The following is a 26,267-nucleotide window of genomic DNA, read 5'->3' on the forward strand; positions in this document are numbered from 1 at the left end:
ATTATGTTTTAATAATATTTAAAATTTTGAGAAATGCTGTTTTTGGCATACTAACATTTCCGATTTTTTTCATTCTTTTTTTTCCATCTTTTTGTTTTTGTAACAATTTCTTTTTTCTACTAACATCTCCTCCATAACATTTAGATAAAACATTTTTCCTTAATTGTTTAATAGTAGCCCTTGCTATAACACTATTATTAATTGTTGCTTGAATAATAATGTCAAATTGTTGTCTAGGTATGATCTTTTGCATTTTTTCGACTATTTCACGTGCACGATATTTTGCATTATCATGATGGGTCAGTATAGTTAAGGCATCTATTTTTTCTGAATTGACTAAGATATCTATTCGTACCATTTTTGATGATTGAAAACATTTAAAATCATATTCTAGTGATGCATATCCACTGGATATAGATTTCAATTCGTCAAAAAAATTTAATACTACTTCACTCATGGGTATGTCGTATTTTAGCAATACTTGATGTGTATGATAAACCATATCAATTTGATTGCCACGTTTTCTTATACATAATTTTATTACAGCTCCAAGAAATTGTGGTGGCAATAAAATATGACATTCAACTATTGGTTCTTTGATATCTTTTATATTATGCATTATAGGAAAATTAGATGGTGAATCTAAATAAATTTTTGTGTGGTCCATTAATTCAATTTCATACATTACTGTTGGTGCAGTTGCAATTAAATCTAGAGAATACTCTCTTTCCAAACGTGCTTGTACTATTTCCATATGTAGTAAACCTAAAAATCCACATTTAAAACCAAATCCAAGGGCAACGGATTTCTCTGGTTCATAAAACAATGAAGAATCATTTAAACTTAACTTGCCTAAAGCATCTCGAAATGTTTCATATTGTTCTGACGACATAGGAAATAATCCAGCATATATTTGGGGCTTAATTTTTTGAAAGCCATCTAATCTGTTTTTTGATGGATTAATTGCTGTAGTTAACGTATCTCCAACTGGAGCTGCAACAATATTTTTAATGCCGCAAATAATCCATCCTACTTCTCCACATTTTAATGAATTTTTATACAATTTTTTAGGAGTAAAAATACCTATTTTTTCAACAAAGTAGGTTTTTCCTGTACTCATAACTTGAATTTTATCTTTTTCAAATAAAATGCCATTCTTAATTCTAATTAAAGAAACTACACCTAAATAATTATCAAACCATGAATCAATAATTAAAGCTTGAAGAGGATTATGAATTGAGCCTGATGGGCAAGGGATTTGTTGAATAAGATGTTCTATTAGTTCTTCAACGCCTTGACCTGTTTTTGCTGAACATTTTATAGCGTTTGATGTACTGATTCCTATAATGTCTTGAATGTCTTTTAATACTTTTTTCGGATTGGCGTTCGGTAAATCAATCTTATTTAATACTGGAATAATTTTTAAATTCATTTTCAGAGCAGTATGACAATTAGATAAAGTTTGTGCTTCAACTCCTTGAGTAGCATCAACTACCAATAACACACCTTCACAGGCTGATAATGATCGAGATACCTCATATGAAAAATTTACATGACCTGGGGTATCAATAAAATTTAAATTAAAAAGATCACCTGTTTTATTTTTATAATTGATCATAACACTTTGCGCTTTAATTGTGATGCCTCTTTCTTTTTCTAAATCCATTGAATCTAATACTTGATTAAACATTTCTCTATCAGGCAGTCCGCCACAAATTTGTATGAGTCGATCAGATAACGTTGATTTTCCATGATCAATATGAGCTATAATAGAAAAATTTCTTATATTTTTCATGTTATATTTTTAGACCTTTCAGTTTTTTTATATATTTTAACATGCACAAAAATATTTTTTATATTTATTTATTTAAATTAATAATTTATATCTTTTAAAAAATTAATAACTGTTAAAACTATGAATATATAATTTATTTATTTTTTTTTATAATATATAATATATTTATAAACATTAAAAAAATATTATGAATTGTATTTTTTATGAATCAAAATCATACTAAAAAAGTTATTGTCGCAATGTCGGGAGGGGTAGATTCCTCTGTTTCTGCTTGGCTTTTAAAACAACAAAAATATCAAGTAGAAGGTTTATTTATGAAAAATTGGGAAGAAGATGATGAAGAAGGGTATTGTACTTCTGCTCAAGATTTATTTGATGCTGAAAATGTTTGTCAAAAATTAAATATTTATCTTCATAAAATTAACTTTTCAACAGAGTTTTGGGAACGTGTTTTTGTGAATTTTATTAAAGAATATAAAATCGGTAATACCCCTAATCCAGATATATTATGTAATAAAGAAATTAAATTTAATACTTTCTTAAAATATTCAATTGATAATCTTAATGCTGACTATATTGCAACAGGTCACTATGCGCGAATAGAAAAAAAAGATCAAAAATATTTTTTACTAAAGTCTTTAGATTTAAAAAAAGATCAAACTTATTTTTTATATACTTTAAAAGATACTCAGCTTAAAAAAATTTTATTTCCAGTTGGATCTTTAAAAAAACAGAAAGTTAGAAGTATTGCCAAAGCATTACATTTTAAAGTAGCTGAAAAAAAAGATTCTACTGGAATTTGTTTTATTGGATCTAGAAATTTTAAAAAGTTTCTTAATCGCTATATTAAAGAAAAAAAAGGCGATATAATAACCACTAATGGTGAAATTATTGGACAGCATAAAGGTGTTTTTTACTATACTTTAGGTCAAAGAAAGGGTCTTGGAATTGGTGGAATACAAGGAAAATACAATATTGCATGGTACGTAGTAGATAAAGATGTAAAAAATAATACATTAACTGTTGCTCAAGGCTCTTTAAACAAATATCTTATGTCTACAGGTTTAATTATTAAATGTGTTCATTGGATTAATAAAAAACAATTATTTTTCCCGTTTCGTTGTTCTGTAAAAACAAGATACCAACAAAATATGGTTGAATGTCAAATAGAATATATAAATAATATTAATATAAAAATTTTATTTGATTTTCCAGTAGCAGCGGTGACTCCAGGGCAATCTGCCGTGTTATATTTATCAGATATTTGCATAGGCGGCGGAATTATTGAATCTAGATTACCATTATTTTGATGAACAATATTGTAACATACATAGTCAAATTATCGTATAGTTATTCACAGAACATGTTTAATCATATTTTGATATTATTAAAATATATATCATGATCACAATAACATTTTTAAGTATAATACAAAACGCTTTTCTAGAAAATATAATCATGTTAAATTTTTATAAATATTACTAATTAAAAACTGATAACATTCATTTTTTATATTAATATTTTATTTTTCTGAATATCAATGTCAATAGAATCAAGTAAATTATAATACTTGTATTCTTAAAACAAAATTGATCTGTTTTTTTTGAAAAAAATTTATTTTCTTCAATACTAAAATAAATAGTAATATCATTTATGAATGAAAATAAAAATGAAATAATTATATCACTAAATAATTGAGCATTAAACAACTTAAAAAAAATTAGATATTACTTGAAAATATTTAGTTTACTTTTTAATTCTTGAATTAATCTATATCGGTATTATTAGAAATATCTTAGAACTAAAAAATTAGTTTTATTTTTTGATATTTTTTTGATTAAAACATCAATAAATATTATACCATTTAGACGATAAAATAGACGATAAAATAGATTTTTTAAACAAAAATGCAGGATTAAAGAATGAAATTAACCTCTTTAACGGCTATTTCACCTATTGATGGAAGATACAGTGATGTAACAGTATTATTAAGGAATATTTTTAGTGAATTTAGCTTTTTTAAATATCGTCTTTATGTAGAAATACAGTGGTTTAAAAAAATTATGAGCATGTCTCAAACATTAAAAATTAATTTTTTTGAACATAAAAAATTATTTTTACTTGATGAAATTATTAATAATTTCAATGAAAATGATGCGATTTGTATAAAAAAAATAGAAAAAAAAACTAATCATGATATTAAAGCTTTAGAATATTTTTTAAAAAAACAAGTATTAAAATTAGATTTTTTTGAATCGGTATCAGAATTTATACATTTTGGTTGTACTTCAGAAGATATTAATAACATAGCATATGCTTTAATGTTGAAAGATGCTCGAGATCAAATCATTTTACCATTATGGTATGACATTATTCATGCTTTAAAAAAAATGATGATACAACATCAATATGTTTCCTTGTTGTCTTTGACTCATGGACAGCCAGCTACTCCTTCTACTATGGGCAAAGAAATAGCTAATTTTTATTATCGCATGAAACGTCAATATAAAAAACTAAAAAAAATAGAAATATTGGCAAAAATGAATGGAACTACTGGTAATTATAATGCGCATTTAGCTGCTTATCCCAATATTAATTGGCATACAATCAGCAAAGAGTTCGTGACTTCTTTAGGTATTAATTGGAATCCATACACGACACAAATTGAACCGCATGACTACATTGCAGAACTATTTTCTTGTGTTTGTTTATTTAATACAATATTGATTAATTTTAATCGTGATATATGGGGATATATTTCACTTGATTATTTTCATCAAAAATTAAAAGACTGCGAAATAGGCTCTTCAATTATGCCACATAAGGTTAACCCTATTGATTTTGAAAATTCTGAAGGAAATTTAGGATTGTCTAATGCTTTAATGAATCATATGATAATGAAGTTACCGATTTCTAGATGGCAACGTGATTTAAGTGATTCTACAGTATTAAGAAATTTAGGAGTTGCTATATCTTATTCTATAATTTCATATCATTCTGTATTATTAGGTGTCAACAAATTACGTATTAATAAAGATAGAATCTTAGAAATGTTAAATCAACATTGGTCTATTTTATCTGAACCTATTCAAACAGTGATGCGTCGTTATGGCATAAAAAATGGATATGAAAAATTAAAAGAAATAACTCGTGGAAAAAAAATAGATAAAAGTATTATACATGATTTTATCTCTCAATTAAATATACCAGAGAATGAAAAAATTCGATTACAAAATATAAATCCTGAAAATTATATTGGTAATGCAAGTCAAACTATTAATGAAATGATCAACGATATCAATTAATATTTTATATAATATTTTGCTGATATTTTAAGATTTACTAAAATCAAGGACAAATTTTATTTTGACATCATTAATTATAATTATCTCTTTGTTTTTTTGCACCGGATTTAACTATATTTTAAATACAAAACATTATGTTAATAGTAAATATTTTTTAAATAAAAATACTATAAACAAAAACATATGCGCTTGGAATAAATTAATTAATATTGCTTCAAATAAATATCAGGTAGATAGTAAACTGATTCAGTCTATTATTTATGTAGAATCTTCGGGTAATCCTTATTCTAAAAGTCGTTCTAATGCAATTGGATTAATGCAAATCAAACCATCTTCAGCAGGTATTGAAGTCTATCGTTTATATAAAAAAAAAGGACAACCTTCTATACAAGAATTATATAATCCCGAAACAAATATTGATATGGGAACAGCTTATCTCAGTTTATTACAAAAAAAAAACTTTTTGGAATCAGCAATAAAGATATGATGCGTTGCGCTACGATTGTTGCTTATGTTAATGGAACAGATGCTTTGCTTAAAATTTTTTCCAAAAATAGACAACAGGCAAAATCAATGATTAATAAAATGACCATAGAATCTTTCTATAGATATATTAAAAAAAAACATCCTGCACAACAAGCATCTCGTTATTTAAAAAAAGTCATGAATATTTATAATTTAATGTAAATATTAAATACAAATATAAAGTAGAAAATATAATAATTTAGAATTGTAGTATTATCAACTTAATTAAAAATATATTGATGTTTGAGATTAATATAATGGGATTATTACATGGCAAAAAAATTTTAATAACTGGTATTTCCGGTATTCGATCTATTGCATTTAGCATAGCAAAAACTCTATATAATCAAAAAGCAGAATTAGCATTTTCGTGCCAAAACAAAAAAATCACTAAAACAGTAAAAAAAATAGCAGCATCTATGGAATCTGATATTGTGTTAATATGTGATGTTGGAAAAGATCAAGATATTAAAAAATTATTTTTGGATTTATCTAAAAAATGGAGTAAATTTGATGGCTTAGTTCATTCTATTGCTTATAGTCCCAAAAATCTTTTTTATGGGGATTTTATTGATGATGTTAGTCGAGAAGGATTTAATATTTCTCATGAAATAAGTTCTTATAGTTTTTTAGCATTAGCAAAAGAATGTAGAAACATGTTAAATAATTTTTCTTCTTTGTTAACCTTGTCTTTTCTAGGTTCTCAAAGAATTATAAAGAATTATAATCTTATGGGTTTAGCTAAAGCTTCTTTAGAAGCAAATGTTCGGTATATGGCGTCTTCTTTAGGTAAACAAAATATTAGAGTGAACGTTATTTCTCCTGGTCCTATTAAAACGGTTTCTTCTTATAGTATTAAGAATTTTAAAAAAATACAACAATGTTATTCTTCTTTTGCATTAATCAAAAATCCTATCACACCTGAAAACATAGGAAACGTTGCATCTTTTTTACTGTCTAATTTATCATTAGGTATTACTGGTTCCGTTATTTATGTTGATAATGGTTTTAATATTAATACTATAATATAATCATATAGCGTTTATAGCACAATGACATTATATTGTGATTATAAAAAATATGTATATTATAGATACATCATTTATCATATTGATTTTTTATAAAATGATTTATTTTTTGAAAAATAAATTTTGTAATTTCTTAATAAATAAACTTTTATAAGTTCACTTAAAAAAATATCTATACTATTTGATAAATAAGTTATATATTTAAATAGATTTTTAAATTCATACTATTATTAATAGTTTAATATAACAATTAGGTTTTATCATTATGTTCCATAATAATCCATTACTTGCACAGTTAAAAAAAAATCTACATGCTAAAACACCACGTGTAGAAGGCGTAGTGAAAAGTACTGAAAGAGGATTTGGATTTTTAGAAATTGATGCACAAAGAAGTTATTTTATTCCACCTAAAAACATGAAAAAAGTTATGAATGGAGATAAAATAATTGCATTATTAAAAATAGAAAAAGAAAGAGAAATAATTGAACCAGAAAAATTAATTGAACCTTTTTTAAATAGATTTGTTGGAAAAATAGAAAAAAAAGATAATAAATTGTTTATTATACCTGATTATCCATTTTTAAAAAAAATCATTAAATGCGATTATAATAAAACCTGTCTAGATGTTTTTCAAAACGGAGATTGGGCCGTAGCTAAATTAATAAAACATAAATTAAATGGAGATAATGCGTTTTCTGCTGAATTAATAGAAAAAATTATCACAAAAGATGATCCTTTAATTCCATGGTGGGTTACCCTAGCACGTCACAATCTATCTAGAACAGAACCTTATGTAAAAAATAATTGTTTTAATTTGCAAGAAAACTTTGAAAGAAGAGATTTAACAAAATTAGAATTTATTACTATAGATAATAGTAATACTAAAGATATTGATGATGCTATTTTTATTAATGAAACTAGTCCCGAAGAATTTTGCTTGACTGTAGCTATTGCAGATCCTACTGCTTATATAAAATATGGCAGTGAATTAGATATTATAGCATATCAAAGAAGTTTTACGAATTATTTGCCTGGACTGAATATCCCCATGCTACCTAGAAAATTGTCAGAAGATATATGCTCATTAAATCAAAATGCACATCGTCCAGTGTTAGCATGCAGTATAAATATTTTAAAAGATGGAAGTATATCTAATGATGATATTCAGTTTTTTTTAGCATGGATTGAATCTAAATCAAAATTATCTTATGAGCAAGTTTCAGATTGGATTGATCAATCTGGAACATGGAAACCACCTACAAAATCTATAGAAAATCAAATATTGCTTTTGCATCGTTTATGTTTATTAAGAATGAAATGGCGATCTATAAATGCTGTTTTATTTAAAGATAGTATAGAATATCGTTTTAATTTATCTGACATTGGAAAAATTGATGTTGTTATTGAAAAAAGACGTATTGCTCATAAAATTATTGAAGAATCGATGATCATTGCTAATGTTTCAGCTGCTAAATTTTTGTCTAAATATCTTGGTTTTGGTATTTATAACATTCATAATGGTTTTGATGTTACTAATGCTGAAAATGTTATTTCTTTTTTAAAAAAATATAATTTAAATTTTACTGTTAAAGAAATAACTAGTCTTAAAGGTTTTTGTAAATTAAGACGTGTGTTAAATATAGTATCTAACGAATATATTAATAGTAGAATTCGTCGTTTTCAATCTTTTGGAGATTTTAGTATTGTACCTGGTCCTCATTTTGGACTAGGATTTACGGAATATGCTACCTGGACTTCTCCAATTAGAAAATATAGTGATATGATTAATCATCGTTTATTAAAATCTATTATAAATAAAGAACAAGCAATATTACTTAATGAAGATATTAAATTCAAAATTAGTGAACAAAAAAAACGTAATAGAATAGCTGAAAGAGATGTTTCAGATTGGCTTTATACTATGTATTTACAACAAAAAGAACATCGATATAAAACATTTCAAGCTGAAATTACTGACATTTCAAGAAATGGAATTAGAGCTAGATTAATAGAAAATGGCGCTAACGTTTTTATTCCTGGTGTTTTATTACATAAAAATAGAGACGAATTACTTTTTAATAAAGACATGGGAACGGTTTTTATTAATGGTATTATGCAATACAAAGTGTCTGATGTGATTCCAGTAACAATATTTGATATTAAATCAGATACTCGTAGTATTATAGCAAAACTTAAATTGTAATTTAAAAAAAATCTCTTATTTTTTTAAAAAAATAAAATACTTTTAAACAAGTTATACTAATGTAATACAAATTACGAGCACAATATATGAATATTTCAATTTTGGATTTATCTATATATATAAAGTTTCTTATAGGTTTGTGTGCTTTAGTCAATCCTATTGGAATGATACCTATTTTTACAACTATGACAAATGGTCAATCAATTCTAGAAAGAAAAAAAACTAATGTTATAGCTAATTTTTCGGCATCATTAATATTAATTATATCATTGTTTTTTGGAAGCGCTATTTTAAGTGCGTTTGGAATATCTATTAATTCTTTTCGTATTGCTGGTGGCATATTAATTATTAGCATAGCTTTTTCTATGATTAGTGGAGATTTTATAAATAAAATTAAAAGCACAAAAGAAAAACCAGACAATCAAAATTCAGCAAATATCAGCGTAATCCCCTTAGCAATGCCTTTAATTGCAGGGCCAGGAGCAATCAGTTCAACAATTGTTTGGAGTACTTATCATTCTAATTGGATGAGTTTATGTATATGTAGTGGTTTTATTGTTTTATTTTCATGTATATGTTGGCTATGTTTTCAAGCTGCGCCGTGTGTGGTAAATATTTTAGGACAAACAGGCATAAACATTATTACTCGTATTATGGGTTTATTGCTAATGTCACTGGGAATAGAATTTATTACTACTGGAATCATCACTATTTTTCCTGGATTATTACATTAAACTATTATGTACGTTGTCGTTAACAATACAAACATTATTTTTCGAAATTTAGGATTAGAAGATTATTCAATTATTTTTAAAAAAATGCATGATTTTTGTTTGTTACGTAACAGTGACACTTCTGATGAAATTTGGTTTGTTGAACATTATCCAACCTTTACAAAAGGATTATCTAATCAAGAAAAAAAAATAACGCACATTCATAATATACCTGTAATAAATACTAATAGAGGTGGGAATATTACTTATCATGCACCAGGACAACAAATATTATATTTTTTAATTGATTTAAAACGAAGAAATATTAACATTCGTCAACTAATCACAATTATGGAAAACATAGTGATAAAAACTTTAAATCAATTTTCTATTCCGGGATATCTTAAAGCACAATCACCAGGTATATATGTCAACGAAAAAAAAATTTGTTCCTTAGGATTACGTGTAACAAAACATTCTACTTTACATGGTTTAGCAATTAACGTAAATATGGATTTAACACCATTTAATTATATTCATCCCTGTGGAGATAAAAACATAATCATGACGCAAATCAAAGATTTTCACATAGATATAAAATTAAAAAATGTAAGAAATCTGTTAATGAAAATATCAAGAGATTATTTTAAATATTAATAAAAATTAATAATACAATTTTACTATTTTCATTATCCTTATGCCTAAGAAATGCAGTCATTAAAAATAAAAACATTTTACATAATACATTGTTTTATAAAAAAATAAAAAAAATAAAAATAATGAAAACTATACCGGTCAAAGTAAATCATTCTTTTAAAAAAACATTACTCAAACCTAATTGGATAAAAATTAAAGTACCTATTGATACATCTCGAATTCATATAATAAAAAATGCTCTTCGTAAAAATGGTTTACATTCTGTTTGTGAAGAAGCACAGTGTCCAAATCTATCTGAATGTTTTAATAATGGTACTGCAACTTTTATGATTCTTGGTTCAAAATGTACTCGAAACTGTACTTTTTGTGCTGTATCGCATGGAAAACCTGACATAGTAAACACAGAAGAACCTAAAAAGTTATCTAATACAATCTTCGATATGAATATTAGTTATGTTGTTATCACATCAGTAGTTCGCGATGATTTATATGATGGAGGTGCTAAACATTTTGTTGATTGTATTAAAGCTATTAGAGATAAAAATCAGGTAAAAATCGAAATATTAGTTCCAGATTTTCGAGGAAGAATTAAATTAGTTTTAGATATTTTTGATCATTCATTACCTGATATTTTTAATCATAATATAGAAAGTATTCCAAGAATGTATAAAAGCATTCGTCCTGGTGCAAATTATCAAAGATCATTGAAATTATTAGAAGAATTTAAAAAAAAATATACAAATATTCCTACGAAATCTGGTTTAATGTTAGGAGTTGGTGAAAAAGAAAAAGAAGTTCTTCAAGTAATAAAAGATCTTTATGCCAGTGGGGTCACGTTACTGACAATAGGACAATATCTACAACCAAGTGATAAACATTTTCCTGTACAACGTTATGTATTGCCAAGAGAATTTCAAGATCTAAAAGCAGCAGCATTATCTATTGGTTTTGATCATGTTTTTTCTGGACCGTTAGTACGTTCATCGTATCATGCTAGTTTTCAATCTTATTTATCTTTTAAAAAATCAAGTTGATGTCGTTATAAAAAACAATTTTTTATATATTTGGCATTAAACAATATATATATAATTATATTTTATAAATGTATTTTATTTATCCTAGAGGTTATATAGTGTTAAATTCTAATGTTTTAAATATTCCTAAAATTATTATTGCATTAGATTTTCCTAATAAAAAGGCGGCGATGAAATTAGTTGATCTTTTAAATCCATCGATTTTTTATTTAAAAATTGGCAAGGAAATGTTTACAATTTTAGGTCATCAATTTGTTAAAGAATTACATCAGCTAGGATTTAATATTTTTCTTGATTTAAAGTTTCATGATATTCCTAATACTGTTTTTAATGCTACTAAAGCTGCTGCAGATTTAGGAATATGGATGTTGAGCATTCACGCTTCCGGCGGAAAAAAAATGTTAATGTCTGCAAAAAAAGCATTACAATCTTTTGATAAAGCACCTTTATTGATAGCTATTACAGCATTAACGAGTTTAAAAGAAATAGAATTAAAAGAAATTGGAGTTCATATTTCACTAACAGAATATATATTAACACTTTCAAAATTATCTAATGATTGTGGTTTAGATGGGGTAGTATGTCCTGGAAAAGAAGCGAAAAAAATAAAATATTTATTTGGAAATAAATATAAAATTATTACACCTGGTATTAGATTTTCTGAAGATTTATCGTATGACCAAAACAACGTTATTTCCCCAAAAGAAGCTAAAGCATATAATATAGATTATATAGTTTTAGGACGTTCTGTTACCATGTCAAAAAATCCTATTCATAAACTAAACTTAATAATAAATTCTATGAAATACACTTAAAAAATTTTTTAATTTTTTAGTTAAGAGGTTTTTATGCAATTAATAAAAATAGAAAAAGCAATGTTACCAACTCCTTGGGGAAGTTTTTTTATTTTTGGTTTTGAAGAAAAAAAAAGTGGAAAAAATCACATTGCTCTTGTTTATGGAAATATAAAAAAAAGTACTCCTGTACTTGCTAGAGTACATTCAGAATGTCTTACAGGAGATGCTCTTTTTAGTTTAAGATGCGATTGTGGTTCTCAATTAAAAATGGCAATGAAAATAATTGCTAAATCAGGAAGCGGTATACTGATTTATCATCGCCAAGAAGGAAGAAACATTGGTTTACTCAATAAAATTAAAGCATATGCCTTACAAGATCAAGGTTTTGATACTGTTGAGGCCAATGAAAAACTAGGTTTTTCTGCAGATGCAAGAGATTTTTCATTATGTGCTGACATATTCAAAATATTAAAAGTTAAAAAAATACGTTTATTAACAAACAATCCATTAAAAGTAACAATGCTGAATAATGCAGGCATAAATATTATAGAACGCGTACCTCTTATAACAAAAACAAATTCTAAAAACGAATTTTATTTACAAACTAAAGAAAAAAAAATGGGTCACGTTTTTAAATAGATATCTTGATTCAGCTGAAAATGGTGAAAAAAATTATTTAAAAATTAAAAATATTCTTATAACAAAGGACTTAAAAAATAAAAGATTTTCTCTACAACTCTGGTCCAATATGCCCGCATAGACCAGACTTTTTCATCTAATAAAATTGAATTGGTAATATAATCTTGTTGTATACCAAGTAATTTTTTTCCAAAATATTGATCATCAATAACTAAGGTAATTTCAAAATTTAACCAAAGACTTCTCATATCTAAATTAACAGTTCCAATTAAGCTTAATTGTTGATCAACTAAAATACTTTTGCTATGTAATAAACCTTTTTTAAATCGATAAATTTTTACTCCAGCTTCTAATAATTCTGCAAAAAAGACTCTACTAGACCATTTGACTAAAATAGAATCATGGTATAATGGTATGATAATACTAACATTAACACCTCTTTGTGCTGCCGCACAAATAGCATATAATAAATCTTCACTGGGAACTAAATATGGTGTTGTTATGATTAATTCTTTTCTAGCTGAATAAATAGCAGTTAATAAAGCTTGATGAATCATGTTTTTAGGAAAACCAGGTCCGGATGCAATTACTTGCATTGCAGCAGTGGTATCAGATTGATTATTATTCAAGGTTTTTTCAGGTAATGATGGTAAAATTTTATCACCTGTTTCAATTTCCCAATCACAAGAATAAATCATGCCTATCATCGATGCAATAGGACCTTCTATTCTAGCCATTAAATCAATCCATTGACCGATTCCAGAAGATTGTTTGAATAATAAGGGATCAGCAAGATTCATACTTCCTGAGTATACAATGTAATTATCAATTAATACGATTTTTCTATGTTGTCTCACATCTAAGCGTCTTAAACAGACTCTTAATAAATTAAATTTTAAAGATTCTACAACCTGAATGCCAGCTTGTCTCATAATTTTTACCCAAGGGCTTCTAAAAAAAGCTATACTTCCAGCAGAATCCAACATTAATCGACATTTTATACCTCTTTTTGCAGATTGAATAAGAGCAATTGCAACATCATCTGCTATACCTCCAGGTTTCCAAATATAAAATACCATTTCGATGTTTTTACGTGCTAAAGAAATATCACGTATTAAAATTTTCATTGTATGATGAGTATTGCTCAATAGTTTTATTTTATTACTTTTAACACCAGAAATTCCTTGTCTATGTTTACATAATTGAAATAAAGTAGTAGCTACTTCGCTATTTTTTTCTTGAAAAATATGATTGTGTTCTTTAAATTTATTCAACCATTGATTAGATATTGACCAAATTTGATTTGCTATTTTTTTTTGTCTTTTGCATAAATATAGTTCTCCAAAAAAAAACCAAATAGAAAAACCAATTAATGGAATGATATAAATTATTAACAACCAAGACATAGAAGCAGATATACTACGTCTTTTTATTAATATGCGAAAAGTAATGTTTGCTACTGATAACCAATATAATAAAAATATTAAAAATTTTATTGAATAATAAAAAATATCCATTTATTACTATTCCTATTAATATTTAAAAAAATGTCTGTTAAAATATTACACAAATACATCATGTAACTATGATGCTATATAGCATAAAACTTTTTATAATGATGTTTAAATAATACTCATAGGACATAATTCACGAGGTTTTCCTCTTTTATCAATAGCCACATAAATAAACTCGCCTTTTGCAGCGCAATAATATTGACCAAATTCTTTTGAATCAACTTTTTTAACCCATATTTCTATATGAATATTAATTGAACTATTTCCAATTTTTATACAATGTCCATAACAACTGACAACTTCTCCGACTGATACAGATTTTAAAAAAGTAATATTATTTACTTGTACAGTAACGACTTTACCGCCTGAAATTTCTTTTGCTAATATTGCCCCACCGATATCCATTTTAGACATAATCCAACCACCAAATATATCACCATTAGCATTTTTATTTTTAGGCATTGCAAGTGTTTTTAATACTATTATTCCCTTCGGTAATATGTTGATATTTAACATTTTTGCGACATATACTCCATGAAAATATAAAAAATTATTCTTTTTTTAACATTTTAGAATTGATATAAATACTAGTTATTAAAATTAAAAAAAATGTTAAAGTAGTAAATCCAAAAACTTTAAATGTTACCCATGTTTTTTCTGAACACCAGAATGCTATATAAATGTTTAACAAACTGCAACCTAAAAAAAACAAAAACCAGAAAAAATTAATCTTTTTCCAATAAACATCAGATATATTAATATCATTTTCTAAAAATCTTTGCATAATTGTTTTTTTTAGAAAAAATTGACTAATAAATAAAATTATTGCAAAAATAATATAAATAATCGTAATTTTCCATTTGATAAATCTAGTGTCATGAAAAAATATTGTCAAAGATGCAAATAGAACAATTGTTAAAAAACTAAAAAGATTCATTTTATCGATTTCATGATAAATAATCCAATATAGTATACATATGAAACCTGAAGTAAAAATTAATGATCCTGAAGCAACAAAAATATCGTAAAAATTATAAAAAACAAAAAAAACAATCATTGGGAGTATATTTAATATTTGTTTCATAATATAAACTTAAATAATGTTAATTTTTGCATGAACGTAAAAAAATCATATAAAAACGAAATAAATATATAATTAGTAAAGAATATAATAAATTCATACTAATATTAGATATTAAAAAAAGAACATTCTTATTAAGAAAAATCATGTTAGATATTATGATTGTGAGGATAGATTTACTACAGATCCAAAATAAAAAACCTGGAGCTATGATTTTTATATTTTTCCAACAAATATTCATGCTAAGAAAAATTGATTCTATTAAAGTATTTTCTTTAAAAGATAAAATAATCGGTGCTAAAGATAAGACCATTGATAGTAATACACCTGGAATCACAAAAAACATAAAACCTAATTGAACAAAAAAAGCAGTGATCAAATTTAATACAAGTAAATTTGGTATTGATTTAAATAACGAAGATGTTAAAGGAGTAATGGTTGTTTCTTTGTTTTTTGATACAGTAAAAATTAAGGTGATTACACTACTTAATAACAATGTTTTATTTATTAATAATGCAATTATTTTTAAAATGCAGTATTTAAATAGTTCATTTTTTTCTTCTATGTTCATATGATAAAGTAAATCTAACAAAGAACGTGTATCAATAAATTTATTATTTTCTATTATAGTAACAATCTGTGTGTTTGGTTGTATAAACATATTGATCAATATACTAAAAAACGTTATAAAAATAGATATAAAAAAAATAGAACTAATTTGATTAGAAAAAAAATGATATGTATCATTTTTTATTTCACTAACTGTAATCACTATATGTATGCTCCTTTTTTATAAAATTTATATATAATATAAAGATTATACATATAATTTTACAGAAAAATATTATTTAAATGAAAAATGTTATTCAAAATGAAAGCATCTTGTTGTACAAATTGATCATATTGATTTAGTAGCATTTTTTAAAATACTAGAAAACGTTTTTATTTTTTTAATCATTGTATTTTCTTGAGTTAAATTTTTTTCAATAATATTAATGATTGCAGATCCACATATTACACCCGATAATCCTGAAAACAGTGCTTTTTGTATTTGAACAGGATTAGAAATACCAAAACCTTGTAATAATGGTATTGAATTATATAATTTTATCTTTTTTATGATTTTTTTAGAAAGTGATAATGTGTTGTTTTCTACTCCAGTGACACCAGGTCTAGACAAGACATAAATATATCCCTGAGCAAGTAAAGATATTTGATATAAAAAATTATCATCTGCATCTGGAGGACATATAAATATAGAATCAATATGATATTTATTTGCAGTGCTATAAAAAATTTTTGATTCTTCGATTGGTACATCTGCTATTAAAACTGAATCAACTCCAGCATGACGACATTGATAGTAAAAACTTTCAATTCCTTGATTATAGATTAGATTGGCATATATTAAAATACCAATAGGTAGATTAATATGTTTTTTTCTTACTTTTTGAATGGTTTCAAAATATTGAAAAAAATTGTTTTTTCTAGATAAAGCACGATAATTTGCTTTTTGAATTGTAGGTCCATCAGCTAAAGGATCTGAAAAGGGTATCCCTATTTCTAATGCATCTGCACCATTTTTTATTAAAACTTCAATAATTTTTATTGACGTTTCTAAAGATGGATCTCCTAAAACTATATATGGAACAAAACAACCTTCTTTTAAATTTTGCAATTTTTTAAACATGTCATCATATCGTTTCATCTGTCTTTCCTTGTTTTTTTAAAGCATCATGTACTGTAAAAATATCTTTGTCGCCGCGACCAGACAGATTGACAATAAAAATTTGTTTTTTTTCTGGAAACATGTTCATTAATTTACATGCATACGCTAATGCATGAGAAGACTCTAATGCAGGTATAATTCCTTCCTGTTTACATAAAATTTGAAATGCGACAAGAGCCTCTTTATCCGTAATAGATACGTATTGAACACGATTGATGCTTTTTAACCAAGCGTGTTCTGGACCAACAGATGGAAAATCTAATCCAGCCGAGATAGAATAAGATTCTTTAATTTGCCCTTCTTTATCTTGCATTAAATAAGATTTCATTCCAAAAAAAATACCAGGTCGTCCATGTTCTAAAGGTGCTCCATGTTTTTTTGTATTAACTCCATAACCTCCTGGCTCTACACCAATTAAATTTACTTTTTCATTAATAAAATCTGAAAAAATACCAATAGCATTTGAACCACCTCCAACACATGCAATAATTGCATCTGGTAATTTTTTTTCTTTTTCTAAAATTTGTTTTTTTGTTTCTTCGCCAATGATTTTTTGAAATTCTCGAACAATAGTTGGATAAGGATGCGGTCCTGCTGCCGTGCCAATCATATAATGAGCATCTTTATAGCTGTTAGACCAATCGCGTAATGCTTCGTTACATGCGTCTTTTAAAGTACCAGATCCATTTTTTACTGGTATCACTTCTGCACCCATTAATTGCATACGAAAAACATTTACATTTTGTCTTTGAATATCTTTATAACCCATATAGATTCTACACTTGAGATTTAGTAAAGCACAAGCTATGGCTGTAGCCACTCCATGTTGTCCAGCTCCAGTTTCAGCAATAATTTCTTTCTTTTTCATTTTTATAGCTAATAAAGCTTGACCTAACACTTGATTTGTTTTATGTGCTCCACCATGAAGTAAATCTTCTCTTTTAAGATAAATACGTGTATTCGTATTTTTAGTTATATTTTTGCATAATGTTAATGGTGTTGGTCTTCCGGCATAGTTTTTTAACAAATGAAAAAATTTTTTATGAAAACTAGTATCGTTTTGTGCCTTTACAAAATACTGCTCTAATTCTAACAAGGCCGGCATTAATATTTGAGGAACATACATGCCGCCAAATTCACCAAAATAAGGATTTAATAAGGTCATCGAATATATATTCCTATATTTATTAAAGATGATTTTATACAAAATATCTTAATTTTTGAAAAATCAATTTAATTTTGTTGTGATCTTTAACACCAGGACATATTTCTACACCAGAATTTAAATCTAGTCCTGAGCAATTTAATTTAGATGCTTCAATACAATTATTAGGATTAATTCCTCCTGCTAAGATCACATTTTCTAAAATATGATTTTTTAAAATTGACCAATTAAAAACAGTATTAGTTCCTCCTAAACCAGAATCAAAAACATACATATTTACATGATTCCAATTGATGCTTGGAAATGTTTTATCAATGGAAAAAGCTTTCCAAATGTTAATTTGTTTAGGTAGAGTTTTTCTCAATGTTTCAATATATTTTTTATCTTCTTTTCCATGTAATTGAACCGCATGTAAAGCAAGTTTTTCAGCAATATTAACTACAATATTAATATCTTCATTTTGGAATACACCTACATATCTTAACATATTTTTTAAAATAATATTTTTTGCTTGCTTATCATCAACTTTTCTTAAAGATGTTTTTACAAAAATTAGTCCTCCATAAAGAGCACCACATTTTTCTATTATTTTTGCATCATTACTATGAGTTAATCCACAGACTTTATTATTTCCAAAAATTAAAGAACGTACACCTATTTCTAATGTTTTTTCAGTCATTAAATGTGATCCGACTAAAAATCCATTGACAAATTTACTTAATTTTTTTATTTGACTATATTTTTTTATTCCAGATTCACTAATAATTATAATATCTTTAGGAATTAAAGCAGACAAGTGAGCAGTCCGATTTAAGTCAATAGATAAATCATGTAGATTACGATTATTAATTCCAATTATATTAGCTTTTAATTTAATAGCTCTACTTAATTCAGCGACATTGTTTACTTCAGTTAAGATTCCCATATTGAGTTCTTGTGCTAATTTTGATAATTCTTGATATTGTTTATCTTCTAAAATAGACAACATCAACAAAATCGCATCTGCATTATAATATCTAGCTAAATATACCTGATATACATCAACAAAAAAATCTTTACATAGAATCGGTTGATGTGCATATTGTTTTACTATATTAATAAAATCAAAATTTCCATCAAAATATTTCTCATCAGTCAACACAGAAATAGCAGAAGCGTATTTTTTATAAACCTTAGCAATATTAGTGAGATTAAAGTTTTTTCTAAGCACACCTAAAGAAGGAGATTTTTTTTTACATTCTAAGATAAAAAACGGTTTTTTATCTTTTTTTAAAGTGTGATAAAAGTTACGTGTTTGTGTATTAATTTTTCTTTGAAATTGAATTAATGGTTGTTGATGTTTTCTAAATGAAATCCACTTCATTTTATTTTTTATGATTTTTTCAAGTATTGTTGCTTGCATATTGATCTTCTTTTAACATGTTAGAGACTTTAATTATGTACTTATAAACTTCACCACTACGAATTTTATTTAATGCTAATTGGGTGTTATATTTTAAATCTTCAAATCCAAATATTTTTAACAACATCGCTACGTTTACAGCTATCAGTTCTTCATATAATTTATTACCCTTGCCTTGCATTATTTGTTTAATTATATGATAGTTTTCTTCAGGAGATTTTTCTTGAATCATTTTATTTTTATGCACATTTAAACCGAAATCTTTTGGTTCTAATTCATATGAAATTATTTTTTCATTAAATAATTCACTAACATATGTAACGCCATTTAATGTCACTTCATCAGTGTCGTTTCCGTGTAATACTATACCTCTTTGACATTTTAAATTTTTTAAAATGTGAATGAATAAATTAATTAATTTTTTATCATAAACACCTATTACAAAAAACGGCGGTGATGCAGGATTCAGAAAAGGTCCTAGCAAATTAAAAATAGTTCTAGTTTTTAATGTTTGACGAATGTTTTTAACATATTGAAAACTGTGATGATATTTAGGTGCAAACAAAAAACAAATATTCAATATGTCTAAAGTTTTTCGCGATTGACTTGAAGACGCATTTAAATTTATATTGAATTTTTCTAGTATATTCGAAGAACCTGATTTACTTGACACTCCTTGATTACAATGTTTAACGATTTTTAATCCACAACTAGCTGCTACAAAAGCACTGGCAGTAGAAATATTAATTGTATTCTTAACATCTCCCCCCGTTCCTACAATATCGGCAAAATCATATTTTGGTCTCGGAAAATATTTTACTTTTTCTAAAAGTGCAAGTATTGCTCCTACAATTTCTTCTTTAGATTCACCTCGGATTTTCATAGCAGTCAATATAGATGCTAATTCTAATTCTGTTATGCTTCCAGAAGCGATCGATTTAAAAAGTTGATAACTTTCTAATTGGTTTAAAGATTGCGAACTATAAATTTTATTCAAAATATTTCTCATTTTTGACTTTTGCTTTCCTGTTATAAAAATATTTAAATATTTTGATGTTATAAATTTTGGGATAAATAATAGTTGATTAAAATTATAAAATAATAAAAGTTAAACTATGTAATCATGTTAAATAAAACAATATATTTAAAATGCAAAACTAATACACAACTTTTTTTAAACACATGATACATTAATTGTATCTGTATTTTTGGAGTTATTTAAAAATGAACAAACTAAAGGTATTATTTTTATTTTCTTTAGTATCTATTACTTGGGGCACGACATGGATCGCGATGAAAATCGCAATTGAAACAATTCCTCCATTTTTTGCTACAGGAATACGCTTTTTGATTGCTGCTCCTTTATTAATTGTACTTGCGTTATATACAAAAACCCCTCTTTTATTTCCGATTGGACAAAGATGGTTTCAATTTTTTATTTCTATTTTTTATTTTTCTATACCGTTTACATTAATGTTATATGGAGGCGCTTATGTTAGTTCATCTACAGCTTCAGTCATATTTGCTAACATGCCTGTTGCTGTATTAATAGTATCTTTTTTATATCTAAAAAAAAAGTTGTTTTTCATACAAAAAATTGGTTTGATTATATCTTTAACTTCATTATTAATTATTTTGTTCATTGAGTTAAAAACAGAATATTTCGTACAATGGAAGGGTATTTTAGCCTTGCTTGTAGCGTTATTTAGTCATGCTGTCATTTATGCTGAATGTCAAAAAAAATCTTGTAATGTATCTGTAATTACTTTTAATGCTTTACCTTCATTATTATCTGGAATTATGTTATCTACTATTTCTTGGTTTTTAGAATCGCCAAACATTTTTGCTATTTCGAATAAATCTATTTTAGCTATACTTTATTTAGGCGATTTTTCTGGAATTTTTGGAATTTTATCATATTTTTATTTGCAAAAAAAAGTCAGTGCTTTTTATGCGTCTACTGTTTTTTTGGTTTTTCCAATAATTTCTGGTTTTTTAGAAAATTATATTTATCAAAATGTTATTTTATCATATGAAATTTGGTTTGTTTTTCCTTTATTAATAGGCATATTATTAACTTTAATATCAAGTGATTTTTCAAAAAAAAATATAAAATTTGAAAATACTAAAAATATAAAGGCATCATGAATGAGCGAAAAAATACAAAAAATTTTAGCTAGATACGGATATGGTTCACGTCGAAATATTGAAAAAATTATCAAATCTGGAAACGTTTTAATTAATAATAAAAAAATACTAATTGGTCAACGGATCGATTTAAATAATATCAATAACATTATAATTAATGGTGATAATGTTCTTATTAAAAAAAAAATTAGTACTAAAGTTTTAGTATACAACAAACCTGAAGGAGAAATTTGTACTAGAAGTGATTTTAAACATCGTCCTACAGTATTTAAAAAATTACCCATTCTTAATTGCCAAAAATGGATTAGTGTAGGAAGATTAGATTTGAATACTAGTGGTTTGTTATTATTTACAAACAATGGAAATTTAGCTAATCAACTTATGCATCCTAGCAATGAAATAGAAAGAGAATACTATATTCGTGTTTTTGGAAAAATTAATAAAAATACAATGAATATTTTAAAAAATGGAGTTAAAATCAAAGATCTTTATGTTTCTTTTAAAGATATTGAGCTTATTACAACGAACAATAGACGAAGAAATCAATGGTTAAAGGGCATCATATGTGAAGGAAAAAATCGTGAAATTAGACGTATATTTGAAACTGTTCAATGTAGAGTGAATAGATTAATTAGAATACGATATGGAAACATTTATTTGCCTAAAGAATTAAAGTCAGGACATTATTTTGAATTAAATTCAATATCAATAAATAATTTATCTAAATTAATTTCTATAAAACATTAATCAAAAAATTATTTTTTTACATTTTAAGAAGCTTCATATAATTTTAAAAGGATTAATTAAGTGAATCTGTTTATAAATTATGGATTGTTTTTAGCAAAAGTTATTACTTTTTTTATTGTTGGCGCAATAATAATTATATTCTCTTTTAAAATCTCAAAAAGAAAAAAAAATTCTAGAAGTCATTTGAAAATCACGTTATTGGAAAATAATTATAAAGACATTCAACAACAGATATTATTATCTACAATGAATGATATTGAAAGAAAAACGTGGTTAAAACAAGCAAAAAAACACAATAAAAAAATTACAAAAAACATTAGACAGGAAATATCAAATAATAAAGAAGTTTATTTTAAGAAAAAAAAGAAAATATTGTATGTAATAGATTTTAATGGTGGTGTTTATGCAAATGAAGTTATTGGATTAAGAAAAGAAATATCAGCTATACTTTCAGTTGCACGACCAAAAGACGAAGTGTTATTACGACTAGAAAGTTCCGGAGGGGTAGTGCATGGCTATGGATTAGCTGCAGCTCAATTAAATAGATTACGTCAAAGAGGTATACGATTAACGATATGTATAGATAAAGTTGCAGCCAGTGGAGGTTATATGATGGCATCTGTTGCAGATTATATTATTTCAGCGCCCTTTGCCATAATAGGTTCTATTGGTGTTGTAGCTCAAATACCTAATTTTAATAAATTATTAAAAAAATGTTTTATAGATATTGAATTACATACTGCAGGAGACTATAAAAGAACTTTAACTGTATTAGGAAACAATACAGATGCAACACGCAAAAAATTTTGTGAAGAATTGAATACAACACATGAATTATTTAAAAGATTTGTAAAAGAAATGCGTCCTTGTTTAGATATTGAAAGTGTTGCTAATGGTGAACATTGGTTTGGAACTATTGCGTTGGAAAAAAAACTAGTAGATGAAATTAATACTAGTGATTCTATATTAATATCCAAAATGAAAGAATACACATTATTAAATGTTCAATATGTTTACAGTAAAACAATGCTAGAACGTTTTGCTTCTTCAATTATAGAAAATATTAGCAAAAATTTGTTGAAAATGTTTTTTTATAAAAAACAGTTATAATATTATAACAATACCATTATTAAAAATGTTTTTTTGTGTTACTAACTAAATAAAATACTATTTGATTGTGATTTACTGGATAAAAAAAATGCAAAAATCTCTTGTTATCGTCGAGTCTCCAGCTAAAGCTAAAACTATAAATCAATATTTAGGTTGCCAGTATATAGTAAAATCTAGTATAGGACATGTTCGAGATTTACTTGCTAAAAAAAATAAAAAAAAGACAAATAAATCTATTAAAAAATGTCAAAATTCTGCTTCGAATGCTGATGAAATAAATTGTTTAATGAAAACAATAGGAATCAATCCTTACAAAAATTGGCAAGCTGAGTATCACATTCTTCCAGAAAAAGAAAAAATAATTTCCGAATTAAAAACTATATCTAATCAAGTTGATTATATATATCTTGCTACTGACTTAGATCGAGAAGGAGAGGCTATAGCATGGCACTTAAAAGAAGTTATAGGAGGAGATGCATCTAAATTTAAACGGGTAGTGTTTAATGAGATTACTAAAAAATCTATAAAAAAAGCGTTTCAAAACGTCAGCGATATTAATATACCTCGCGTACAGGCGCAACAAGCAAGAAGATTTATGGATCGCATTGTAGGTTATATGATATCACCCTTGCTATGGAAAAAAATTGCAAGAGGTTTGTCTGCAGGAAGAGTGCAATCTGTAGCGGTACGTATAATCTCAGAACGTGAACATGTTATAAAAAATTTTATTCCAAAAGAATATTGGAAATGTAATGTATCTTTATTCTTAAAGAAAGATATAAATGTTATTATGGATTTAACGCATTATAAAAATAAAAAATTTGATGTTTTTAAAAAGTGTGAATTAGATTCTTTTGCAGAAACGATAAAAAAATCTGAATTTGTAGTCAAAAGTCGCGAAGATAAAATATTACATATCACAGCTCCTACTCCTTTCATTACTTCTACTTTGCAACAATCTTCTAGCATTATTTTAGGATTTAGTGTTAAAAAAACAATGTTTTTAGCACAAAAATTATATGAAAAAGGTTATATTACTTATATGAGAACTGATTCAACTTATTTGAGTAAACATGCTATTAAAAAAGTACGATTATATATCAAAAAACACTATGGTGACAATTATTTACCAAAAATGGCTAACAAATATGCTAATTCTCAGTATTCTCAAGAAGCTCATGAAGCGATTCGACCATCAGACGTAGAAATAGAATATATAAATACAAACAATGTAAATTTAGAAGCTCAAAAATTATATACACTTATTAGAAAACAATTTATAGCATCACAAATGTCATCTGCAATATATAAATCTATTACCATTGTAGTTACAGCAGATCAATTTAAACTACAAAAAAATGAAAAAGTAATAATCTTTCAAGGTTGGAAAAAAGTTATAAAAAAAGAAAAACAAGAAACATCACGTTGTCTTTCTTTGAATATTGGTAATATATTAAATCTTGAAAAAATTATTTTTATTCAAAAGTTTACTAAACCGTTAGCGCGTTTCAATGAAGCTTCTTTAGTTCGTGAATTAGAAAAAAAAGGTATTGGAAGACCTTCTACTTATTCTTCTATTACATCAAAAATACAAGAAAGGGGTTACGTTAAAATAAAAGAAAAGCAATTATATGCAGAAAAAATGGGTGAAATTCTCACTACTAGGTTACAAAAAAATTTTAGTAATTTACTCGATTATAACTTTACAGCTAACATGGAAAAAAAATTAGATGAGATTGCTGACAATAAAATTAAGTGGACAGATGTTCTTGATGCTTTTTTTAAAGATTTTTCTAAAAGATTAGAACAAGCAAAAAAAGCTCCGGAAGAGGGTGGTATGGAATTAAATTTTGTTGTCATGACATCAATTCAATGCTCATCTTGTTGTAAAAAAATGGGTATAAAAAATGCTATGACCGGTGTTTTTTTGAGTTGTTCAGGATATGATGCACCACTCCAAGATCGTTGTAAACAGACAATCAATTTAATACCGTTAAATGATATTCATCATTCTAAAAACAACAGTGTAAAAAATATTCATCAATGCAATGAGTGTAAAATGGCAATGGATAGTTATTTAATTAATCACAAACTAAAAATTCATGTTTGTATTAACAATCCTAGTTGCATTGGTTATAAGTTAGAAGAAGGTAATTTTGATAGTCCGTCTTATTTATCCGCAATAGTCAAATGTGAAAAATGTCAAAATTATATGATATTAAAAAATGGTCGATTTGGAAAATTTTTTATTTGCATGACAAAACAATGCAAAAATACAAGAAAAGTTTTAGCTAATGGTGAAATATCAGAACCAAAATTAGAACCTATTAATTTTCCTCAATTATTATGTAAAGAATCAGATGCATGGTTTGTTTTAAGAGAAGGAATTTCTGGAATATTTTTCGCCGCAAACACGTTTCCTAAATCTCGTGAAACCAGATCTCCTTTTATATATGAATTAGACAAATTTAAAAATTTACTTCCAGAAAAAATACGTTATTTAGCTAGTGCTCCTAAAGTTGACAATAAAGGCAATAATACTATAGTATGTTTTAATAGAAAAACTAAACAATACTATATTGGATCTAAAAAAAATGGAAAACTAACAAATTGGTCAGCAATGTTTCTTGAAAAAAAATGGTGTATAATCAATAAAATAAAATAATTACATGATA

At 25.9% G+C, this 26,267-nt stretch carries 24 protein-coding genes; 15 read left to right on the forward strand and 9 right to left on the reverse strand.

What is annotated here, in order from left to right; genetic code table 11:
* Window position 1: 1 nt before the first annotated feature.
* Window positions 2–1,795, reverse strand: coding sequence for a translation elongation factor 4 (gene lepA / locus D9V69_RS01295; RefSeq protein ID WP_158356535.1), 1,794 nt, complete (start codon window positions 1,793–1,795; stop codon window positions 2–4).
* 203 nt (window positions 1,796–1,998) lie between these two features.
* Here lepA and mnmA point away from each other — a divergent pair, with 203 nt between their 5' ends.
* The 11 genes from mnmA to ribA all read left to right on the forward strand — a co-directional run bounded on the left by mnmA (window position 1,999) and on the right by ribA (window position 12,696).
* Window positions 1,999–3,105, forward strand: coding sequence for a tRNA 2-thiouridine(34) synthase MnmA (gene mnmA / locus D9V69_RS01300; protein WP_158356536.1), 1,107 nt, complete (start codon window positions 1,999–2,001; stop codon window positions 3,103–3,105).
* A gap of 612 nt (window positions 3,106–3,717) precedes the next feature.
* A complete protein-coding gene (gene purB, locus D9V69_RS01305) occupies window positions 3,718–5,100 on the forward strand; it encodes an adenylosuccinate lyase (RefSeq protein WP_158356537.1) in 1,383 nt (460 codons plus the stop codon).
* A gap of 61 nt (window positions 5,101–5,161) precedes the next feature.
* Window positions 5,162–5,587 (forward strand): transglycosylase SLT domain-containing protein, encoded by a 426-nt coding sequence (locus D9V69_RS01310; protein WP_261979647.1) that lies wholly within the window; start codon window positions 5,162–5,164, stop codon window positions 5,585–5,587.
* Window positions 5,584–5,787, forward strand: coding sequence for a hypothetical protein (locus D9V69_RS03120; protein WP_261979648.1), 204 nt, complete (start codon window positions 5,584–5,586; stop codon window positions 5,785–5,787). The genes D9V69_RS01310 and D9V69_RS03120 overlap by 4 nt, the downstream gene beginning before the upstream one ends.
* A gap of 95 nt (window positions 5,788–5,882) precedes the next feature.
* Entirely contained in the window at window positions 5,883–6,656 is a 774-nt protein-coding gene (locus D9V69_RS01315; RefSeq protein WP_158356851.1) for an enoyl-ACP reductase, read from the forward strand.
* Between the two features lie 262 nt (window positions 6,657–6,918).
* Window positions 6,919–8,856 carry an exoribonuclease II gene (gene rnb, locus D9V69_RS01320; protein ID WP_158356538.1) on the forward strand — a complete coding sequence of 646 codons (1,938 nt, stop codon included), beginning with the start codon at window positions 6,919–6,921 and terminating at the stop codon, window positions 8,854–8,856.
* An 86-nt stretch (window positions 8,857–8,942) separates the two neighbouring features.
* Window positions 8,943–9,590 carry a YchE family NAAT transporter gene (locus D9V69_RS01325; protein ID WP_158356539.1) on the forward strand — a complete coding sequence of 216 codons (648 nt, stop codon included), beginning with the start codon at window positions 8,943–8,945 and terminating at the stop codon, window positions 9,588–9,590.
* A gap of 6 nt (window positions 9,591–9,596) precedes the next feature.
* The gene (gene lipB, locus D9V69_RS01330; protein ID WP_158356540.1) at window positions 9,597–10,226 is read left to right on the forward strand and encodes a lipoyl(octanoyl) transferase LipB; all 630 of its coding nucleotides are present in this window, start codon (window positions 9,597–9,599) and stop codon (window positions 10,224–10,226) included.
* 122 nt (window positions 10,227–10,348) lie between these two features.
* Window positions 10,349–11,260, forward strand: coding sequence for a lipoyl synthase (gene lipA / locus D9V69_RS01335; RefSeq protein WP_158356541.1), 912 nt, complete (start codon window positions 10,349–10,351; stop codon window positions 11,258–11,260).
* Between the two features lie 68 nt (window positions 11,261–11,328).
* Window positions 11,329–12,075 carry an orotidine-5'-phosphate decarboxylase gene (gene pyrF, locus D9V69_RS01340; RefSeq protein WP_410051802.1) on the forward strand — a complete coding sequence of 249 codons (747 nt, stop codon included), beginning with the start codon at window positions 11,329–11,331 and terminating at the stop codon, window positions 12,073–12,075.
* A 33-nt stretch (window positions 12,076–12,108) separates the two neighbouring features.
* Window positions 12,109–12,696: a GTP cyclohydrolase II gene (ribA, locus tag D9V69_RS01345; RefSeq protein ID WP_158356543.1), complete on the forward strand. Its 588-nt coding sequence runs from the start codon at window positions 12,109–12,111 to the stop codon at window positions 12,694–12,696.
* 56 nt (window positions 12,697–12,752) lie between these two features.
* Here ribA and cls read toward each other — a convergent pair whose 3' ends face one another.
* The 8 genes from cls to trpD form a co-directional block, all read right to left on the reverse strand.
* Window positions 12,753–14,213: a cardiolipin synthase gene (gene cls, locus D9V69_RS01350; protein WP_158356544.1), complete on the reverse strand. Its 1,461-nt coding sequence runs from the start codon at window positions 14,211–14,213 to the stop codon at window positions 12,753–12,755.
* 105 nt (window positions 14,214–14,318) lie between these two features.
* Window positions 14,319–14,726, reverse strand: coding sequence for an acyl-CoA thioester hydrolase YciA (yciA, locus tag D9V69_RS01355; protein WP_158356545.1), 408 nt, complete (start codon window positions 14,724–14,726; stop codon window positions 14,319–14,321).
* Window positions 14,727–14,760: 34 nt separating this feature from the next.
* On the reverse strand, window positions 14,761–15,294 hold the full coding sequence (locus D9V69_RS01360; RefSeq protein WP_158356546.1) for a septation protein A: 534 nt from the start codon (window positions 15,292–15,294) through the stop codon (window positions 14,761–14,763).
* Window positions 15,295–15,313: 19 nt separating this feature from the next.
* Window positions 15,314–16,066 (reverse strand): YciC family protein, encoded by a 753-nt coding sequence (locus D9V69_RS01365; protein ID WP_158356547.1) that lies wholly within the window; start codon window positions 16,064–16,066, stop codon window positions 15,314–15,316.
* Between the two features lie 123 nt (window positions 16,067–16,189).
* A complete protein-coding gene (trpA, locus tag D9V69_RS01370; RefSeq protein ID WP_158356548.1) occupies window positions 16,190–16,999 on the reverse strand; it encodes a tryptophan synthase subunit alpha in 810 nt (269 codons plus the stop codon).
* Window positions 16,986–18,185 (reverse strand): tryptophan synthase subunit beta, encoded by a 1,200-nt coding sequence (trpB, locus tag D9V69_RS01375; protein ID WP_158356549.1) that lies wholly within the window; start codon window positions 18,183–18,185, stop codon window positions 16,986–16,988. Before trpB ends, trpA begins: the two co-directional genes overlap by 14 nt.
* 34 nt (window positions 18,186–18,219) lie before the next feature.
* The gene (trpCF, locus tag D9V69_RS01380; protein ID WP_158356550.1) at window positions 18,220–19,587 is read right to left on the reverse strand and encodes a bifunctional indole-3-glycerol-phosphate synthase TrpC/phosphoribosylanthranilate isomerase TrpF; all 1,368 of its coding nucleotides are present in this window, start codon (window positions 19,585–19,587) and stop codon (window positions 18,220–18,222) included.
* Entirely contained in the window at window positions 19,568–20,596 is a 1,029-nt protein-coding gene (trpD, locus tag D9V69_RS01385) for an anthranilate phosphoribosyltransferase (protein ID WP_158356551.1), read from the reverse strand. Before trpD ends, trpCF begins: the two co-directional genes overlap by 20 nt.
* 215 nt (window positions 20,597–20,811) lie before the next feature.
* Between trpD and D9V69_RS01390 the strand changes: the two genes are divergently transcribed.
* The 4 genes from D9V69_RS01390 (at window position 20,812) to topA (ending at window position 26,257) form a co-directional block, all read left to right on the forward strand.
* Window positions 20,812–21,735 (forward strand): DMT family transporter, encoded by a 924-nt coding sequence (locus tag D9V69_RS01390; RefSeq protein WP_158356552.1) that lies wholly within the window; start codon window positions 20,812–20,814, stop codon window positions 21,733–21,735.
* Window positions 21,736–22,482 carry a pseudouridine synthase gene (locus tag D9V69_RS01395; protein WP_158356553.1) on the forward strand — a complete coding sequence of 249 codons (747 nt, stop codon included), beginning with the start codon at window positions 21,736–21,738 and terminating at the stop codon, window positions 22,480–22,482.
* A gap of 60 nt (window positions 22,483–22,542) precedes the next feature.
* The gene (sohB, locus tag D9V69_RS01400) at window positions 22,543–23,592 is read left to right on the forward strand and encodes a protease SohB (RefSeq protein WP_158356554.1); all 1,050 of its coding nucleotides are present in this window, start codon (window positions 22,543–22,545) and stop codon (window positions 23,590–23,592) included.
* 88 nt (window positions 23,593–23,680) lie between these two features.
* Entirely contained in the window at window positions 23,681–26,257 is a 2,577-nt protein-coding gene (gene topA / locus D9V69_RS01405; RefSeq protein ID WP_158356555.1) for a type I DNA topoisomerase, read from the forward strand.
* Window positions 26,258–26,267: the final 10 nt, after the last annotated feature.

Source organism: Buchnera aphidicola (Hyadaphis tataricae), assembly GCF_005081445.1.
Taxonomy (GTDB): domain Bacteria; phylum Pseudomonadota; class Gammaproteobacteria; order Enterobacterales; family Enterobacteriaceae; genus Buchnera; species Buchnera aphidicola_AE.

Coding starts and splice junctions, on each gene's coding strand:
- D9V69_RS01360 (WP_158356546.1), bottom strand. CDS start 15,294: ATGAAACAAATATTAAATATACTCCCAATGATTGTTTTTTTTGTTTTT.
- trpB (WP_158356549.1), bottom strand. CDS start 18,185: ATGACCTTATTAAATCCTTATTTTGGTGAATTTGGCGGCATGTATGTT.
- ribA (WP_158356543.1), top strand. CDS start 12,109: ATGCAATTAATAAAAATAGAAAAAGCAATGTTACCAACTCCTTGGGGA.
- cls (WP_158356544.1), bottom strand. CDS start 14,213: ATGGATATTTTTTATTATTCAATAAAATTTTTAATATTTTTATTATAT.
- purB (WP_158356537.1), top strand. CDS start 3,718: ATGAAATTAACCTCTTTAACGGCTATTTCACCTATTGATGGAAGATAC.
- trpA (WP_158356548.1), bottom strand. CDS start 16,999: ATGAAACGATATGATGACATGTTTAAAAAATTGCAAAATTTAAAAGAA.
- D9V69_RS01325 (WP_158356539.1), top strand. CDS start 8,943: ATGAATATTTCAATTTTGGATTTATCTATATATATAAAGTTTCTTATA.
- topA (WP_158356555.1), top strand. CDS start 23,681: ATGCAAAAATCTCTTGTTATCGTCGAGTCTCCAGCTAAAGCTAAAACT.
- mnmA (WP_158356536.1), top strand. CDS start 1,999: ATGAATCAAAATCATACTAAAAAAGTTATTGTCGCAATGTCGGGAGGG.
- lipB (WP_158356540.1), top strand. CDS start 9,597: ATGTACGTTGTCGTTAACAATACAAACATTATTTTTCGAAATTTAGGA.
- D9V69_RS03120 (WP_261979648.1), top strand. CDS start 5,584: ATGATGCGTTGCGCTACGATTGTTGCTTATGTTAATGGAACAGATGCT.
- pyrF (WP_410051802.1), top strand. CDS start 11,329: ATGTATTTTATTTATCCTAGAGGTTATATAGTGTTAAATTCTAATGTT.
- yciA (WP_158356545.1), bottom strand. CDS start 14,726: ATGTTAAATATCAACATATTACCGAAGGGAATAATAGTATTAAAAACA.
- lipA (WP_158356541.1), top strand. CDS start 10,349: ATGAAAACTATACCGGTCAAAGTAAATCATTCTTTTAAAAAAACATTA.
- rnb (WP_158356538.1), top strand. CDS start 6,919: ATGTTCCATAATAATCCATTACTTGCACAGTTAAAAAAAAATCTACAT.
- D9V69_RS01395 (WP_158356553.1), top strand. CDS start 21,736: ATGAGCGAAAAAATACAAAAAATTTTAGCTAGATACGGATATGGTTCA.
- D9V69_RS01315 (WP_158356851.1), top strand. CDS start 5,883: ATGGGATTATTACATGGCAAAAAAATTTTAATAACTGGTATTTCCGGT.
- trpD (WP_158356551.1), bottom strand. CDS start 20,596: ATGAGAAATATTTTGAATAAAATTTATAGTTCGCAATCTTTAAACCAA.
- D9V69_RS01390 (WP_158356552.1), top strand. CDS start 20,812: ATGAACAAACTAAAGGTATTATTTTTATTTTCTTTAGTATCTATTACT.
- lepA (WP_158356535.1), bottom strand. CDS start 1,795: ATGAAAAATATAAGAAATTTTTCTATTATAGCTCATATTGATCATGGA.
- trpCF (WP_158356550.1), bottom strand. CDS start 19,587: ATGCAAGCAACAATACTTGAAAAAATCATAAAAAATAAAATGAAGTGG.